This is a genomic window from Hirschia sp., from assembly GCF_058892565.1.
The window spans coordinates 18967-36241 of sequence record NZ_JBZXVU010000039.1; the positions used below are offsets into that span (position 1 = coordinate 18967).

Here is a 17275-nt window from a genome sequence, read left to right on the forward strand (position 1 = left end):
TATGTTTAAGCATCTGATTGCACACAGAAAAAATACGATTTTAGATCTAAACAATACGCCGAAAAAATACGGGATTGAGGTGGATATTCGTAGCCGTGGTGAAGATTTGATTATTCATCATGATGCATTTGTGGATGGAGAAAATTTCGAACACTGGATACAGAACTATAATCACGGCACACTGATTTTAAATGTGAAAGAAGAAGGGCTAGAACAACGCTTATTGTCGATTATGCAAAATCAAAAAATCGATGATTTCTTTTTTCTAGATCAATCTTTTCCATTCCTTGTGAGAACATCCAACTTGGGAGAAAGTCGATGTGCTGTAAGGGTATCCGAATTTGAAAACATAGCGACAGCTATAACTTTAGCAGGAAAAATCGATTGGGTTTGGGTCGATTGCTTTACACGTTTCCCTCTAAACAAAGCTGAATACGATACGCTCATCGCCAACAAATTTAAGCTTTGCCTTGTTTCACCTGAATTACAGGGAAGAGATGCAGATTCTGGCATTTCTGCAATGGCTCAATTGCTTAGAGAATTTGATATGACGATGGATGCTGTTTGCACGAAGCGGCCAGATTTATGGGAAGCCGAGCTTAATGATTAAACAGTTTAAAGCCTTTGGTACATCATTATACGAAACCACTCCTTTTTTTACGGTCGGCCTCCTTTTACGTTTGCTTCTGATATTCGTGATTTTTCCGTGGGATCATGAATTCTGGTTTATTCCATTTCTAACCTCCCTACCACATTCAGAAAGTATCGATTTTTGGAATAGTTTTATAGCCGACGGGGGATCAGTTCGAGCATTCCCTTATGGCCAAGTGTATTCCGTTGTATTCGCACCACTGACACTGATCGGGTTTTCTGTTGGGGGTGAATATGGAGCGCAAATAGGCTTAGGACTGACAGTCCTTTTATTGGATATATTGCTTCTAAGAGCGATAAAAGAACTTCTTCCCGAAAAACTGAGAGAGAAAGTCACGCTCGTTTTTTGGCTTGCGCCGATTACATTATATATTGGCTATTGGCATGGTCAGCTTGATGTACTTCCGACGCTTTTATTAATGCTCAGTCTGGTTGCTTTGCATAGAAGCAGGCTATTTTGGTCCGCAGCATTATTGGCTGTCGCTGTTGTTGCTAAGTTGAGCATGATTGTCGCTGCGCCATTTATTATTATTTATATATATGGATCGCCAAAATATAACGCAGCAACCTTCAAATATATCTACTCTCTGACAGGGCTTGTTGCATTGCTTTTAGGGCCCCTCATCTTGCTACCAGGTTTTCGCACCATGGTGTTGGGGACACCGGAGCTTCAGAAAAGTGTCGCGCTTTCCATCGCCTATGGTGAAGGCTTAACACTTTATATCTTGCCAATGGTCTATGCAGGTTTGCTTTTATTGGCGTGGAGGATCAGACCTATTTCCTTTAGCGGACTTATGTGTCTGATTGGCATTGTTTTCTTGACATTGTACATATTGACACCGGCTTCACCAGGTTGGGCCATGTGGTTTGTTCCATTCATGGCGATGCATGTCGTGCGTTCCGGGAAACGAGCGCTTTCTTTATTTATCGCTGTCAATGTGAGCTTTGTATTGTTGCATGTTCTAATGTCGACAGGAGCTAGAGTTCTGGTCGGATCTAAGTGGGATTTTTCCAATACAAATCAGATCCTTGATAGTTTTGCTTTAGGGCAACCTACAAGTTGGATATTTTCACTATTTACAGTATGTTTGGCCGCGCTTGGGCTGCAAATGCTGAGGGAGCGTATCTTTACCGACAATTTTCACCTCGCCTCTCGCAAATCTCTAGTCATAGGAATTGCCGGCGATAGCGGTGCAGGCAAAGATACGTTAAGTGACCTTGTTGCAGATATGTTTGGCCGTTCAGCAACATGTGCCATCTCGGGTGATGATTATCACTCTTGGGACCGTCATAAGCCGATGTGGAGAGCGCTGACTCATCTTCATCCAAAAGCCAATGATTTAGAACGTTTCACGAATGATGCTTTGGAGCTGAGTCAGGGACGATCTATACGGTCACGTCATTATGACCATGCGGATGGTCGAATGACCAAACCACGCGAACTTAAGGCGAAAAATGTTGTACTTGTGTCCGGTTTGCATGCGCTTTATCCGCCTAAATTGAAAGAAAGATGCGATTTAAAAATTTTCCTCGATATGCATGAGGGACTGCGCCGTTATCTGAAAATTAGAAGAGATGTTGCTGTTAGAGGGCACCCTCTTCCCAAAGTCATTTCTTCCATAGAAACACGATATCCAGACAGCCGATTATATATTCAACCACAAAAGCATGCCGCGGATATCACAATCTCTTTAGAGCCATTGCGCGCATCTGATGTTGAGGATTTTGAACGTCCTCCTGAAGATGTGCCATTGAGGTTGAGAATCAAATCAAAACAGGGCGATGACTTGCGTGATTTGGAGACGTTGCTTGTGTCCGTTTGTGGCTTGAATGTACTTGAGCAAACAAAAGACAATGGTGAAATTGAAATTGTGATTGAAGGTACTCCATCTGCCAATGATATTGCTATCGTGGCAGACAAATTGTTTCCGACGATGAAGGAGTATCTAGCGCTTGAGCCAAAATGGCATGCTGATCAGCATGGCTTGTTGCAACTTGTTGTGCTGGATCAAATTAATCGGGTGCGTGCAGCAGCCGGAGGGATTTTATGAATATCTTAAATGAAGCTATTTTGGATGAAGAGCCTGCTTGTGTTCTGTTGGATCTAGACAATACTTTTTATGCTTATGATGATGCTCATGCTGCAGGTACGGAAGCGGCGCGTGAATTTGCTGAGACGCAACTCAAAATAAGCCGAGCGAATTTTGATCGTTGTTTTGAAGATGCTAGAGACGAGATTAAGCAACGCCTTGGTAAAACTGCCTCTTCTCATCATCGATTGCTTTATTTCCAACGGACAATAGAAAAAGCCGGTCTTGCAACACAATCATTTGCAGCATTGCAAATGGAGCAGGCGTATTGGGGAGCCTTTCTAAATGCAGCTTCTTTGTTTCCAGAAGCATTAGAATTTTTAGATGATTTGCGGATTGCAGGCATACCAACAGTCATTGTTACAGATCTAACGGCGCAAATTCAGCATCGTAAAATTCTCTTTTTTGGAATCAATAAATTCGTAGATTGGATGGTGACATCTGAAGAAGCTGGTGCGGACAAGCCCGACAAAGCAATCTTTCACCTAGCACTAGCCAAAATAGGAGGGGTTGAAGGTGCTGTATGGATGATTGGAGATAGCCCTGACAAAGATATAGCAGGCGCTAAAAATGCGTTGAAGGGTTGTTTCACAATTCAGAAGCTACATGAGGGCATTCAAGAAGGTCTTGAAGGGGATGAAAAACCTGACGCGAATTTTAAAAAATTCTCTGAACTACGCGGTCTAATTGCACGATTTCGATAAAAGGCGCTCAAATTGAGCACCTTTTATCGTTTAAATTCAAGATGATATCGGTTCTTTTTTCAAAACGACAGAACGCCCCATTGCGAAAATTCCCGGCATTAGGGCAATGAGGATTTTATCTGTAAATCCTATAAATTTCAGCATGAAACGGGGTAATTTAGGAACGGGTGTTTTTGCAATGACTCCACCTGAGAGTGGGAAAAGCAGACATTCATTCAGCTCGTTTTTTTCAATTTTATATCCAGGTACTTTCTTTTCAAATTCCGCACTAGATTTGAATAAAAGCTCAGGTATTGCGCAATTGGCTGACCACGGATCATCAGGGTCATTCGTTACTTCATTTTCATCGAAAACGTCGATATCATATGACCAACCTTCGTGGCGCATCATTTTCAATAAAACGCGCATTGTGAGTGCGGTATTCAGGTCTTGGATAATAATTCGACCTTCCGGTTTCAAGATTTTATGTACGAGATGGAAGAAAGTCACAGGCTTAGCCATATGGTGAACCATGTGACTACAAATGATAACATCCACAGAATTGGGTTCAAATGGTGGGTTCATAGCATCTGCTATTTTATCAACCCATTCATTCTGGTTGACGTCTGTCAGTGTAAGATTGCCTTTTTTGACATATAAAGGAGAAAAACCCGCACCGCACCCAAATTCGACAACTAGATCACCTTCATTGATGTGTTCATTCATCCACGAAAAACGTTGATCCAGTAAGACATCTAAATTCGTGAAACGTTCTGTGAGAAAGCGTTCGCGTGCCTCAACGAGATTCCCTTCACTATTCATTCGATTTTCGTCATGTGCTGGTACGTATGGAGCACCCAATAATATTGGCATTGTTATAAACCTTCTGTTTGGGTGGATTTTGAAACCCTAAATATATATTTCATACCTAAGAAATTCACGGCTGCACTGGGAATAACTGCAAAAATATATGCGATTATTTTACCAACTAAATTATCGCCTAGAATGCTTATGCAGAAACTATTCAAACCTACATTTATAATCATCGCGAAGATATATAAAGTGAAAACAGCAAATATCTTCCTATGAGACCCTGACGCGTCATTAAATGTCCACTTCTTGTTCACCAAATAAGCGAAAATCGTTCCCACGATAAATGCGAAGGTTTTGGCCAGCCATATTTCTAGGCCCAAATGGAGCAATAAAATATAGACCGAAAGATCTATGCCGACATTTGCCATGCCGGTCAGGCCAAATTTGATGATTTGATGTACTAATGGATTCGTACCGTTTTTTTCCATTGATAGATTTAGCTGAGCATCATGCGTGTCAGGTGTTTTACTATCCATTTTAAACGTCACGCTTTAGGCTAGCTGATTGCTTTTTGTGAAAGAGGTTACCAACCGAACTGATTAAGTGGCTTAAATTGGGTTGATCTTGTGTCGCCAAATCATTTGCAACACTCACGCCCTCTGGCCGAGGCACTTGAAATGATGTGTATTCTGTCACCAAATCCTGTGTCTGAGATGTTGGAATACGTCTGTCATTTTGTAATCTATAGGGGTGCGTTGCCCATTTATGGAAACATGATTGCCAATATTGAAAGGTCTTCAGATCATTTGGTGTTCCCCACCCGATGTAATGATCAATTTCAAAAATTTGGCAATTTAATCCCTTGGCGATAGCGTCTTTTATCAGGCTATCGACGTAGAATTCTCCATTTACACGTCCATCTCGCGCGATGAGTGCATTGATACAATCTTTAAAATCGGAAGCTTGTTTAAATGTGAAAGCACCAACGATTAACGGCGTTGTGGCTGGATCTTCTGGTTCTTCCTTGACCAGAACATCAGAGATTTTTCCTGTTTCATCAGCTATCACCCAACCAAATTGTTTTGGCCGCATCCGTCCGTCAAAATGACCGCGTACAGTCCAAACGATTACGTCAGCTTTGCCTTCATCCATTAAAGCATCAAATGCATTTGCATCGTAAAGCATGCCATTATCGCAAGCACCCACGCTTATAGGTTTATCTAAATCAACACCATCCATACCAAGCAGGCAGGTGATAGCCTGCCCTTCCGTGACTTCTTTCAGCATTGTCGTTTGAGCACCGACAAAAGATGTTACGAGTTTATGTTCGATGTCTTCAACGCCGGGAATATCATTTCTCAAAACAAATCGTGTGTGTGGTGTTTCTGGAAGGTCTCGTGTTGCCTGAATTGCCATAGCGCGACCAGAGACAGGTATAAGGGGCTTGACCTGCTTATAGCCTTCTTTTGCGAACCGGCTCCCTAACCCAGCCATAGGAACTAGCAAAGTTCCGCGGTGGCGTGCGCGTGTGGCTGAGTCCATACCTAAACGACGGAATGTATTTGACCAACCATTATACTCTTCAAGGTCGGCTGGTGTTCCCCATTGCATGAAGTGTTGTAGTTCATAGATCGCGACGGACAGTTTCTTTTGCTTTAAAATACGATAGGCTAAGCTTGCGTAAAACTCGCCATTGATATTTAGATCTTGTGCAATTTGAGCATCAAAAGCATCAAGACAAAGCTGTCCCGTTTTGAAGTAATAAGTTCCGCTTGATGCAAATTCATCCGTTGGATTATCTGTCCAGGGTTGCTTTTCCTGAATGTCATCCATCCATAGCCCAGTGTGTTTCATATAGGCGTAGAATGTTGACCCCAAGCTATGAGGGTGAAAACCACGATATGCTGGAACACAGCCGTCACAGTTTGTTTCCTTTAAGAAATTCTCAAAATCAGAATATTCCCAATAACATGTAAAGTCACAATAATTGACGATGGTTGGTTTATTGACGTCGATCTCATCTCGGGCCTTCAAAACCGCGTTAACCGGCCCAAGTTTGTGCGCAGCAATTGGGATGATTTTTCCAGTTGGACAATAGCGACGTAAAGTTTCCGCCATTCGGTATTCAGGAGTTTGGAGATGATCTTTATTGCAGATAAAAATGAAATCATGATCGCCTGGAAACATGTCGATGACATGGGCAATAATCGGTTTTCCATCCACTTGGATTAAAGGCTTTGGAAGTTCGTATCCCGCGCGGCGAAAACGCTCGCCAAAACCGGACATTGGAATGACTATTTGCATGACTAATTTCCAAACGTTAACTAGTTTTCCAATGCAGTAGCGGAGTTAACCAAAAGGTCAATGTTCCTACCTAAAAAAACACCGTGAAAGTGTTATGGACGCTAATCGACCGTCTATCTCATTGAAATTATTGATTGCTGCTAGAATAATTTTGAATTGAGACTATGCTTTAGCTTTAATCAAGCCTGACATTTGCATCATTCTGAATGACTTGACGAACAATGCCCTATTGTGAAACTAACGTTAAAAATCAATAGATTTCCTACATCTAGATTGTCGGGAGCGGGGCGCTGCTATGATTAAACCTCAAGATCGTTGTTTTGAGCTCAAGCTAAATATACCTGTTATTATTGCTGCATCTATTTGCTTTGTAGGATCTTACAATATCAAGAGTTTCTGGCAGTCATCTTCCTTGGAAGTGGTTGCTATCGCAATAGGTCTTTTGGGACTCGCCTTTCTCAGTACTTTAAAAAAAGCGCAGATATCGTTTGAGATACCTCAATTAGATAAAGTCGATTTTGCCCTTTTAGGGATTGGGTCGCTGATTATGGTCATAATTTCTTGGCCATCTTTAAATGCTGCTCTTTGGTCCGATGCTATTTATCACGCATCGCTTTCTTCTAGATACGCACAAATGTGGATCTATGATGTACAGCTAAACCAGCCGGAGCTTTGGACATATGTAAAAGATCTGCCGGTTGAATATATGATCAGAGGTTTTAACCTAGCTTTCCTGTTACTGTTGGTTATTGTTTTCTGGATTGTGCCAAAGCTTTGCAAAACGCGCTGGTGGTTAATTGGCCTCGCATGGGTCGGTGCGTTTGTTCTGTTTAGATATGGATTGGCATCTGATACGGGTATTTTTTCTAAAAACCCCTACTCTCCTGTCTTGCATGCCATCACTCCCGAATATGATGCACATCCACCCCTTAGATTTCTGCCACTTATCTTTTCCAGCACAGTTTTAGGAATTAGCCCGATTGGCTTTAAAGCTGCTGGCTATTTGGCTCTGTTATGTGTTGGGGCGGGTGTATTCATTTTACTGCGCCACAAGCTGGACCGTATGGCAGCTTTCTTGGCAAGCCTTTCAATCATGACGATTCCCGGTTTGCTTCAGATCTCGCTAATGGTCGAATCATCTATTTGGCATGCATTGGGCGGGGTGATTATTTTCTGTATCCTTAGTTTTACGGAGCCGACCAAAAAATTGCCTGTGCTTTTTCTTGGCTTAATTGCGGTGTTGTCTGCGATGACACGCGCTCCTGGCTTCCTTTTGATCATACCCGTCGTCGCAGCACTTCTCTATGAAGTGTCTCAAAAAGATTCCAAAGCAGATAGAGCAGATATTGCTGGTACAATTCTTCTTATCGGGCTTGCTGGGCTAAGCGCGTATCTCTTTGCTTCAGCTGGAACACCGGCCACTTCGGATGCATCTGCGCTAGATCAATTTGCAACGGCTTTGGTAAATGGCATTCCAGGGGTCGCACTCGTGACAGTGATAGGGCTGGTTCCCCTCATGTTTATTGGGCAAACTTTCAAAAGCCGAAATACGAAAGAAGGCATGCTCTTTCTGGCAGTGATAGGATTTTTATTCGTCGCGTGTGCGGTGTTTTATGGTCCAACCAAAATAACTTTGTGGGGCTTACCGAGATATCAAGCGGAAATCGCTGCGGGGGCCGTCGCTGCAGGGATAATCGTATTCGCCACTTCCAGCTTTAAAGAAACCATAAAATTTGAATTTTTTGGTACGGATCTAGCTCAAATCCAATTTGTAAAATCGGCTTTGCTTTTATTACCTCTTATTGCGTTGCTTATATCCAATATATTTTCATATTCCGTGCTGAATTCTGCAACAAAGTCTTTCTTTCAGCACCCCGGACCAGGACAATCGGTTAAAGCAGATGCTCACTATGATTTAGCAAAAGTATGGAAACTCATCGAAAACAAACATTCTGTAACATCGGTCTATCAGATCGGTATATATTATGGTGGATTGCAGGCGGCGCTTTCTGGGTTCAATACGCAAGAATATGTTGACTTTTCTAATCTGAACAACAGACACCGCAATGGTTGGACGATTAACTTCGAAGCCCTTGAGATGGATGCGGATATCCAAGTTGTGGTTGTTGAAGCGCAGGCTTCATTGGGGGCGTTTGACCATTTAAGATCAGACAAATGGACAGAAACAATCATAGAGGGTCAAAGAAAAGGTATTGATTTACACGTGTTTGAACGTGTGAACTAAGACTCATTTAAACCTTCGTCCACTCACCCTTTTCTCTCTGCATCGACAGCCTGACGAAATTTTTCGGCGTCCCAGTTTAGAAGTTCAATTTGGTTCTCGGGCGTTAGAGTATTCAAGGCGACATTGTCGGGAATATGAATAGCTAACTGCAATAATAGATCTACCATCGCTAGACCACCTTTTGTCAGGTCTTCACGTACGAGTGCGCCCATGCCTTCAACAAAGACCAACCCAGGCTCAACCCCGTAGAGCGACTTCCAATTAAGGCGAATTTCATCAAGCTCTTGAGTGTCTGAAATCCGAACTGCTGCGCCACCAAGGTAAACAACTTGATCTGGTACGAGCGCGCCCAAAGTCAGTTTTTGAATCGCTGCGCCTGAGCATGCAACATTCTTAGCAAGTGTGTTTTCAAACCATTTATAGCCATCTGGCTCATTTGTTATCTCTGATTTTTCAAAATCCTTGTTCAGTTCCATTTGGGGGAGGCTTAAACGTTTCTCAACTTCCAATAGGGTCTGTTCAACATCTTCTGGACTGTTGCCACCAACGACAAGTCCATGATTTTCCAACAATATAATGTCGGGAGCATTTTCTTGAACGAGTCCTGAAATAGCAGATGCTAAACCCGCTCCAGGTTTTATATATGGCAGTTTTGCCCAGTGCAGACCATCCAAGAAATGACCTACATCATGATCTTGAATGATTGTAGCGGCAATTGTGAACACAGGGTGAGTATGCATCACATATTGATGCGGCATAGCTGCATGCATACCTGTTTCAATTGATGGTCTGAGGTTTCCACCGGGCAAGTCGTCTATACGAAGTCTTAGATAGTCTTCTTGGCCTGAGCTCGCATATTCTCGTGCAGCTTCTAGGTTTAAAGGTACGAATAGTTCTTTGTCTAATGCATCTCTCAGCCACGTGCCTGACGCTTTCACATAGAGTATGTCATCCAGCTTTACCGAAGAATTCCCTCCTCCCCCCTGCACGAGGAGTGGGTCTGCTCCAATTCGAGCCGACAATTGACGTAACTCATCTATTTGATTGTGCATTTAGGCTCTCCAAGGCTTTGAAATTCTAGGAGGAAAAGCGAGTGAGAAATTGCAGTCATTTAACGTTAGATTTGGTGAATATGCTGGATCTGCGTTGATTTGATCAGGCCATTTTTTCTTCATAAAATCAGCCTCTTTTTGAAATCTCATTAGCTTTTCTGGTGTGTTTTCATATCCCCGACTTGCAGATTCATGATGATATAATTCAGCATGAGGCGTCCAGATATTTCTTTTTCCAATGGCCTGCAGCTTTAAGCAGAAATCTATATCATTATATGCGACTGCAAGATTTTCTGCATCGAGACCACTGACCTTTTCATAATTGTCTCTTGAGACGACCATACAAGCCCCTGTGACCGCGCTTAGAGATTGTCTTAGCGCTGCGCGTCCAACATATCCAGGTGTTCCGCGTTCCAACCCACCATGAATATGAGCAGCGAGACCGCCTAAGCCCATGACAACACCAGCATGCTGAATGGTGTCATCGGGATAATATAACATTGCTCCGACAGCTCCAACATTTGGCTGAAGAACAAGACTGACCATTTCCTCAAGCCAATTGTCAGAAATGACTTCTATGTCATTATTCAAGAGACAAAGTACTGGTGTATTTGATTGTGCGACAGCCAAATTATTCAAAGCAGAATAATTGAAGGGTCTTGGATCCGATATTAATTTGATTTGATTTTTAGCTTCCAAATCTTGAAAATATTTGATTGCTTCAGGGTCATCTGAACCATTATCTACCAAAATAATTTCGAAGTCTGGATAACTTGTTTTATTGTAAATACTATCAACACACTGCTTCACTAGCTTCTGACTGTTTCTTGTAGGAATGATGATAGAAACTTGAGGCGCTGGCGTAGGTATTTCGTAGGATACTTTAAATCCAATACCTATAAGCTCTGCTTTTGCCTTTATATTTAGCGCTGTTAGGTGATCATTTAAGGCTCGTTCTCCGGCCAGCATAGCGTAGGGTTTCTCATCTGAAGATAGCGCTGTGCTTCCGGGCATGACCCGCCAGTGATAGAGTATAAAAGGTATATGGCAGATTTCATCAGCTCGTAGCCTCGCAGAACAGCGAAGCGCCAGATCATAATCCTGCGCACCATCATATTTGGAGCGAAGGCCTCCCACCTCTTCTATTAGCGCTTTGTCATACACACTAAGGTGCGTAAACAAATTATGGGATAGTAGTAGATCGTGGTTCCAATCAGATTTAAAGTATGGATCATGCCTTTTCCCATCTAAATCGATTTTGTCTTCATCTGAATAAAACAACCGACAAGAAGGATTTTTATTGATAGCTTCTGCAACATGGTAGAGTGCGGTGGCACTCAATTCATCATCATGATCTAGAAAAGCGATGAATTCTCCACTAGCCAATTCCAGAGCTGAATTAGATGCTGCAGAGATATGGCCGTTTTGAGTTCTGTGCACGCGTTTAATACGTGAGTCTTGTTCAGCATATTCATCTATAATACGCGCGATTTCAGGGTCAGTTGAACAATCATTTGCCAAGCATAATTCCCAATGAGAATAATATTGGCTTAAAACGCTCTCTATCGCGGCTCTTAATAGCTCAGGAGCCGGATTGTAAACTGGCGTGATGATTGAAATCACAGGTTTTTGAGAAAGCTCATCAATTCTTTTTTGTATTGATTTTAAATCTTTATCGTCGATCTGGTCATAAAGGTCGATCCACGTTGTATATCCATTTAATTGTCCACCAACGCGAGACGTAGTCGCTAAATCTTCTTTTAATTGTTTGATTCCACCATTCTTAATGGCTCTTGCAACTTTGGCTGCATTATCAAATAATTGTCTGGGCGAACGCACGCGTTCCGAAATCAAATTAAGTGTTTGAACCAAACCATTGCGTTTATTAGACACTTTGGTGAGTGAAAACTCTAGAAATTGAAACTCACCACTATGTTCAGTTAGAGCTATCTTCAGATATTTTGTGTCTGTCGGAATCCAAAAAGTTGCTTTCCACCCATAGCGGGTTTTTAAACATCTTATTTGAACATTGCCTTGCTCTTCTCCGCTGAGGCGTTCCATAAAAACACGTGGAGAGAGCGGAATGTCTTGCATACTCGTTATGCATTTTAACGTGTACAGGCCCGCTGACATACCATTTGAAGCAGTACTTAAAAGAATACTCGGGGTATCGTCTTCAATTGTGAAGCAATTCTTGCGTGACAAATCGACGGAGTTGATCATGCCTTCAATTTGTTTGATCTCCAAAACTTCTTTGGACATAAACTTCCCCATCTTACGATACCACGTTTAGCAATGATTCACGACGTAACGTACTTCACTATGCATACTTCCGATACAATCAAGTGCTGTGATGAATATTATTGTATTTGCAGCGTTTGCGCTTTTAAAGATGAGGGAATTTAATTGTTTGCATCTCATTCATGGTTGTGAAAAATATCATTTAGGGAATGTAGAATCACTCTTCAAAATCTCTTCTGAAATAAATAGGTGATTGCTTGAACAAGTCGATATCCAATGTGAGTTCCTCTCAAGAGACAAGCTCTCGTTTTCTAAGTTGGTCCACTCAACCGATCACACTAAATGCTGCAATCATTGCTTTATTTCATGCGTTTTTGGCTGCCCATTTATGGACAGGCGATTTCTTCAATTCATATGCATATATGTCTGATGATAGTTTTGATTGGGTCACACAAGGTGTGGCATTAAATCAGCTTATCAGCGGTGTAGATGGTTCTGACTGGCCGGTGTTGAGACAACCCGTTTTTGTATTCATTGCGGCACTAGATGATATATTAGGCTCGCACGGAATCGCTTTTTTGTTTGCGCAATTGCTTGCCGTTTTTGTCACCTGTTATGCATTGGGTGAGTTCGCGAGGAAAAAAGGATTTTCGATCTGGGTATCGATATTAGTCCCGCTGGCTTGGTATTTTTCAATCATCGGATTTTATAAATTCTGGATTCTCAGTGACACCCTCGCCTCTTCTTTCATGACATTAAGTGTTGTCTTGTTGCTAGAGAGGTTGGAAAAGCTGAATGACACAACCAATGCTGCAGTTTTGACATTTCAAGAAAAATTTAAAATCCTTTTGCCGGCCCTCTGTGTCTCTTCATTGGCCGGCCTGACTCAAACCTACGGATTAATTCCGTTTTTGGTTATCCCTACTGTCTATATAGCTAGTTATTTTTTGAAATGGACGTCCAAATCGACCGCAATATTTGCTGGTCTTGCCATGATAAGCGCGACCCTCTTGGTCTTTGGCGGTAAGGCTGTTTGGTCTGCTATCATTCCGCACGCTTCTGAACCAAAACAGTTTGTTCTGCTGGAAGTTGGGTTGGGAATGGCGTCTTTCTATTCAAGTGTGTGGCCCCTCGCCTTTGGCACTTTTTTACCAGCAATTCTCGTTGGCATATATGCTCGGTTTAAATCCAAATTATGGATTCCCAGCGTCGAGCAGCTCGCATTGCTTGGGTTGATGTCGGCTTTTGCGACCATGACATTTATCTATCAGTGGACCGAATCCCGCTTGACCTATATGTATCTCCCACTTGTATGGCTCACCTTGTTAGCGTGGAATAGCAAAATTGTTTCCTATATGACGCTCAGCCTTACAAGACTATCAGAGCGTGTCCTGCTTGTTGCAAGCACCGCAACGATTGCAGTTGGATTGATCATACATCCTGGAGATTACTGGAAGCCAGATCTTGCAAAGACACGTTTGGCACCATCCCAAAACTGGATTTTATCAACATTTACAGCACAACCTCTAGACAGGTTTCACCTTCAAACAATGTGTGAGGGCATGTCAGATGTGTGCGAGAAAGCTGAATATTTACCCCAAGCTAGTCCTTATCGCACGATGATGTTTGAAGAATACAAACGCCGTACTCTTTTGGAAGAAGAATAGTATCAATCATCGTTTCGATAATGGGCTATAACTGAATTTCCGTGCCAAGCTGACAAGCTGATTTTGTGTCAAGATACACCCCAAACACTTTCAGCTTACCAGTTTCTCTTTTTGCAATCGCCAAAAAACCCACATCGGGCTGTGTAACTTGTGCAATTGCGGAGAGCACATCTTCCCTATTGCCCTCAGAAAATCCGGCACCAACTATTTGATCACTTTCATCAACAACAAGAAATTTATCATAAGGCTTTGCGGCAACTGAATCCCACGCCCAACCGCGAATTGTGACCCCCGAAGGTTCACCCTTAAAGCGGCTCTCAACAAGGTCTAAGTAACCAATGCAATTACCAGCCTCTATTTTGAAGTGGCTATTGATATCAGCGTCCTGAAATTCATGTGCCCAGGAAGCAAGTGCTGGTAATGGCTCTATAAAAACGCCATCCGGTGTACGAGCAGGAGGCGCTTCTCCACAACCAAACAGCATGACGAACCCTATAAGGATGAATGCGTTTTTCAACGAACCGTATTTACGCATCATGAGCAATTCTCCAACACCATGCATTTACTATATATTCAACTAATTTTCAGGCAGAAACGAACTACGAGACCTGATATAGAGAAACGATCTAGCCCGATTGTGTATTTTTGGCAAAACCCACTTGCAAAATGCCATAGAGCGTCCGATAGAAACGAACCATTTGTCCGGTACACCTTATTTATATGGTGGAAAACAGAATCATAAACTGTCTTATGTTTGATAAGTTATATGAAAACTTGCATGGGGTGTATTCAATGTGACGCATATGAATAAAAATTAGAATGGATAGGGAATAAGAGTTCGCTTTTTTTAACTTTATGTGAGTCAAAGAAATATTGAACTGTCGGGACAATACAAATAGGTTCAACGACATTTGTTTGTGTGTCCCAAATAAGTAGCTTTCAGCAGGCGGGCGAGTAGAAATATGAAAAAAACACCAGAATTAATTCCAGACACAGATTCCGCCAACAATGCCTCTCAATTGATTTCTGAAACTCTCCTATCCATAAAAGCTAGCTATCTCGCCATTTTCCAAAACTGGAGAGTTTGGTGGATTCTAGCCCGACAAGATATTCAAATGCGTTATCGCCGATCTGCTATTGGGCCATTCTGGATTAGTATCTCTATGGCGATCATGATTTTCGGGATTGCTTTTCTTTATAGCCAAATTTTCGATATCGATTTTAAATCCTACCTCGCCTTTCTGGGTGCCAGTTTCCTAATCTGGGGCTATCTAAGTCTAGCTCTCTCAGAGGCAACAGGTATATTGATTGAATCGGAGCAACATTTACGTTCCGTGCCCATACGAACATCTGTTTTTTCCGCCCGTATGGTATTTAGAAACGTAATCATTTTTTGCCATAACTGGCTTGTAATTAGCTGCGTGCTTTTTTACACAGGTGTCCCGATAACGCCGGCTCTTCTTCTAATGCCGTTTGGCTTTATTTTGTTGATTTTGTTTGGGTTTTTCTGCGGAATGTTTCTTGGTCCCATTACATTACGCTTTCGGGATGTGGGGCAGACAACTGCAAATTTTGTTCAATTTGCATTCTTCCTTACACCAGTGATCTGGATGCCATCACAAGGCAGGTTAGATTCCATCTGGTTGTTGATCAATCCATTCTATCATTTGATGGAAGTTGTTAGGCAGCCACTCCTAGGTAAATACCCAACGGCCGATAACTGGATATATGCATGTTTAACCGTGCTCGGCGTTGCTATTCTGGCAAACATTACAGATGTTGTAAGCCGTAAAAAAATCTTCCTTTGGCTGTAATTGCTCAATTATCCATTCTTTTTAATCATAGAGATTAGGACATCTGTTATATGGCGTCGATCAAACTAAAAAATGTGAATTTTGAGTACCACCTCTATGAAGTCACAAACCGTTCTTTGAAAATATCACTTGCCAAACGTTTTGGGTCTAAAGATAGCTCACAGCTCAAAGTACATGCGCTTAAAGACATTTCCTTAGAATTGGAAACCGGAGATAGACTCGGCATCATCGGTGCAAACGGTGCAGGGAAAACCAGCCTTTTGCGCGTGCTTGCAGGACTAGCACACCCCTCCTCTGGTGAAGTGATCGCTGAGGGACGCGTCCTTCCTCTAATCGATAGAGGGTTGGGCATAAACAGTGAATTATCTGCTCGTGAAAATATTGAACTTCCTCTGAGGTTACTTGGTGCAACGACGGAAGAAATCAACAATGCGCGCGAAGATATCAAATCCTTTGCCGACCTAGAAGAATTTTTCGATCTACCGATGCACAGATATTCTGAAGGTATGAAAGCAAGAGTTTCATTTGCGCTATCAACATCTATTCCGACAGATGTATTAGTCTTAGATGAATGGCTTGGAACAGGTGATGCCAGTTTTGTGAAACGCGCAGAAGATAGACTGAACTCCTATCTTGATGAAATTAAAATTGTCATATTGGCCAGCCATTCTATGGAGCTATTGGCCAATGTCTGCAATAAAGTTATTTGGCTTCATCATGGTGAAATCGTCAAAATTGGTCCCCCTGCTGAAACAATACAAGAATATATGGATTTCTCAGCAGCGCACGCCATTCAAGCAAGTGCAGAATAAACGTAAATTGAATAAAATTTCGTGCTCTAGTTTAGAGTATAATCGCAAAAACGGATTTGCTGTATTTTCATGTCTACCCGATCATCGGCAAAGATAGTTTTATTTGAGTAGACATTTTTCTAGATGTAAACCTTACGGCGCTTTGACGAGTCTCGCACAAAATTCAAATCTATTGTGCGGTGTTTCACCTACAAAATCAGTTAGAAACGGGTTTAGCCCCAATTCCCTTAATTGGAAAAGAATACGCGTGAAAGTATCTGGGGTAAATTGCCAAGCGTGCACATCAATATACCCTCCTTCAGATTTCTTCCACTCTTCTTCTGCAGCGGGATAAAACAAATGGCCCTTCGGCGCTCCATGGTCGCCCGCCCAATGTCTGTGCGCATCATTATGCCCCGTTAAAATACGGTCAGCCACAACAGCACGCGCTGAATGAACTGTCCTGTCTTCTAAATAAGCACCTAAAATATCAGGAAGCGTGGTCTCGGGAACAAAATGGTCAAAACAATATCTTTTGTCAGGTATGATCAACAGATATGCGCCATTGTCTTCAAGCAGATTTGCAACATCCTGGAGATGTTTAACGAGATTCGGCTGATGCTCTATATTGTGAGAAGATGCAGCAAAGGCAAATTTTTTGTCGACATCAGCTAAATTCGCAGTACGTGATACATGATGGATATGCTCTGGAACGTTCCCAATGGGGGCACCATGTTCTGAAAAACGCTGACGCAATTCGTCTGCACTCATGACATCAAAATATTCTACACTTGAACCTGCAAATATTGGACTGGCACCTGGCCCGATTTCCAGTAACGATTCAACAGTAGATGAGTTTTGAAGAAAAGTTTCTCTAATCATAATTGCCCCAATATGCTCCAATAACCATGAGCTTCTATAAAT

The 17275-nt window shown here is 42.2% G+C and carries 14 protein-coding genes; 7 read left to right on the top strand and 7 right to left on the bottom strand.

The features are described 5' to 3' along the window. Position 1: 1 nt before the first annotated feature. The 3 genes from AC5EF3_RS14125 to AC5EF3_RS14135 are packed head-to-tail and all read left to right on the top strand — an operon-like array spanning position 2 to position 3445. Positions 2-610, top strand: coding sequence for a phosphatidylinositol-specific phospholipase C/glycerophosphodiester phosphodiesterase family protein (locus tag AC5EF3_RS14125; protein WP_493548507.1), 609 nt, complete (start codon positions 2-4; stop codon positions 608-610). After that, positions 603-2702 carry a nucleoside/nucleotide kinase family protein gene (locus AC5EF3_RS14130; protein ID WP_493548508.1) on the top strand — a complete coding sequence of 700 codons (2100 nt, stop codon included), beginning with the start codon at positions 603-605 and terminating at the stop codon, positions 2700-2702. Before AC5EF3_RS14125 ends, AC5EF3_RS14130 begins: the two co-directional genes overlap by 8 nt. After that, positions 2699-3445 (top strand): HAD family hydrolase, encoded by a 747-nt coding sequence (locus AC5EF3_RS14135; protein WP_493548509.1) that lies wholly within the window; start codon positions 2699-2701, stop codon positions 3443-3445. The genes AC5EF3_RS14130 and AC5EF3_RS14135 overlap by 4 nt, the downstream gene beginning before the upstream one ends. A gap of 36 nt (positions 3446-3481) precedes the next feature. Here AC5EF3_RS14135 and AC5EF3_RS14140 read toward each other — a convergent pair whose 3' ends face one another. Genes AC5EF3_RS14140 through AC5EF3_RS14150 form a run of 3 tightly spaced genes read right to left on the bottom strand, consistent with a single transcriptional unit; the run spans position 3482 to position 6541 of the window. Then, positions 3482-4297, bottom strand: coding sequence for a class I SAM-dependent methyltransferase (locus AC5EF3_RS14140; RefSeq protein ID WP_012778265.1), 816 nt, complete (start codon positions 4295-4297; stop codon positions 3482-3484). A gap of 2 nt (positions 4298-4299) precedes the next feature. After that, positions 4300-4773, bottom strand: a complete 474-nt coding sequence (locus AC5EF3_RS14145) for a GtrA family protein (RefSeq protein ID WP_493548510.1) — start codon at positions 4771-4773, stop codon at positions 4300-4302. Between the two features lies 1 nt (position 4774). Further along, positions 4775-6541 (bottom strand): NTP transferase domain-containing protein, encoded by a 1767-nt coding sequence (locus AC5EF3_RS14150; RefSeq protein ID WP_493548511.1) that lies wholly within the window; start codon positions 6539-6541, stop codon positions 4775-4777. A gap of 295 nt (positions 6542-6836) precedes the next feature. On the opposite strand from AC5EF3_RS14150, the gene AC5EF3_RS14155 reads away from it, so the two are divergent. After that, positions 6837-8786 (top strand): ArnT family glycosyltransferase, encoded by a 1950-nt coding sequence (locus AC5EF3_RS14155; RefSeq protein ID WP_493548512.1) that lies wholly within the window; start codon positions 6837-6839, stop codon positions 8784-8786. A 23-nt stretch (positions 8787-8809) separates the two neighbouring features. Here AC5EF3_RS14155 and AC5EF3_RS14160 read toward each other — a convergent pair whose 3' ends face one another. Both AC5EF3_RS14160 and AC5EF3_RS14165 read right to left on the bottom strand, forming a co-directional pair. Continuing rightward, positions 8810-9838: a class II aldolase/adducin family protein gene (locus AC5EF3_RS14160; RefSeq protein WP_493548513.1), complete on the bottom strand. Its 1029-nt coding sequence runs from the start codon at positions 9836-9838 to the stop codon at positions 8810-8812. After that, the gene (locus AC5EF3_RS14165; RefSeq protein ID WP_493548514.1) at positions 9839-12100 is read right to left on the bottom strand and encodes a glycosyltransferase family 2 protein; all 2262 of its coding nucleotides are present in this window, start codon (positions 12098-12100) and stop codon (positions 9839-9841) included. Positions 12101-12336: 236 nt separating this feature from the next. On the opposite strand from AC5EF3_RS14165, the gene AC5EF3_RS14170 reads away from it, so the two are divergent. Next, positions 12337-13746: a hypothetical protein gene (locus AC5EF3_RS14170; RefSeq protein ID WP_493548515.1), complete on the top strand. Its 1410-nt coding sequence runs from the start codon at positions 12337-12339 to the stop codon at positions 13744-13746. Positions 13747-13771: 25 nt separating this feature from the next. Here AC5EF3_RS14170 and AC5EF3_RS14175 read toward each other — a convergent pair whose 3' ends face one another. After that, on the bottom strand, positions 13772-14284 hold the full coding sequence (locus AC5EF3_RS14175) for a hypothetical protein (RefSeq protein WP_493548516.1): 513 nt from the start codon (positions 14282-14284) through the stop codon (positions 13772-13774). A 424-nt stretch (positions 14285-14708) separates the two neighbouring features. Here AC5EF3_RS14175 and AC5EF3_RS14180 point away from each other — a divergent pair, with 424 nt between their 5' ends. Both AC5EF3_RS14180 and AC5EF3_RS14185 read left to right on the top strand, forming a co-directional pair. After that, positions 14709-15560 (top strand): ABC transporter permease, encoded by an 852-nt coding sequence (locus AC5EF3_RS14180; protein WP_012778273.1) that lies wholly within the window; start codon positions 14709-14711, stop codon positions 15558-15560. Between the two features lie 50 nt (positions 15561-15610). Continuing rightward, positions 15611-16372 carry an ABC transporter ATP-binding protein gene (locus AC5EF3_RS14185; RefSeq protein WP_012778274.1) on the top strand — a complete coding sequence of 254 codons (762 nt, stop codon included), beginning with the start codon at positions 15611-15613 and terminating at the stop codon, positions 16370-16372. Between the two features lie 132 nt (positions 16373-16504). On the opposite strand, the gene AC5EF3_RS14190 is transcribed toward AC5EF3_RS14185, so the two are convergent. Continuing rightward, positions 16505-17233 (bottom strand): hypothetical protein, encoded by a 729-nt coding sequence (locus tag AC5EF3_RS14190; protein ID WP_493548517.1) that lies wholly within the window; start codon positions 17231-17233, stop codon positions 16505-16507. Positions 17234-17275: the final 42 nt, after the last annotated feature.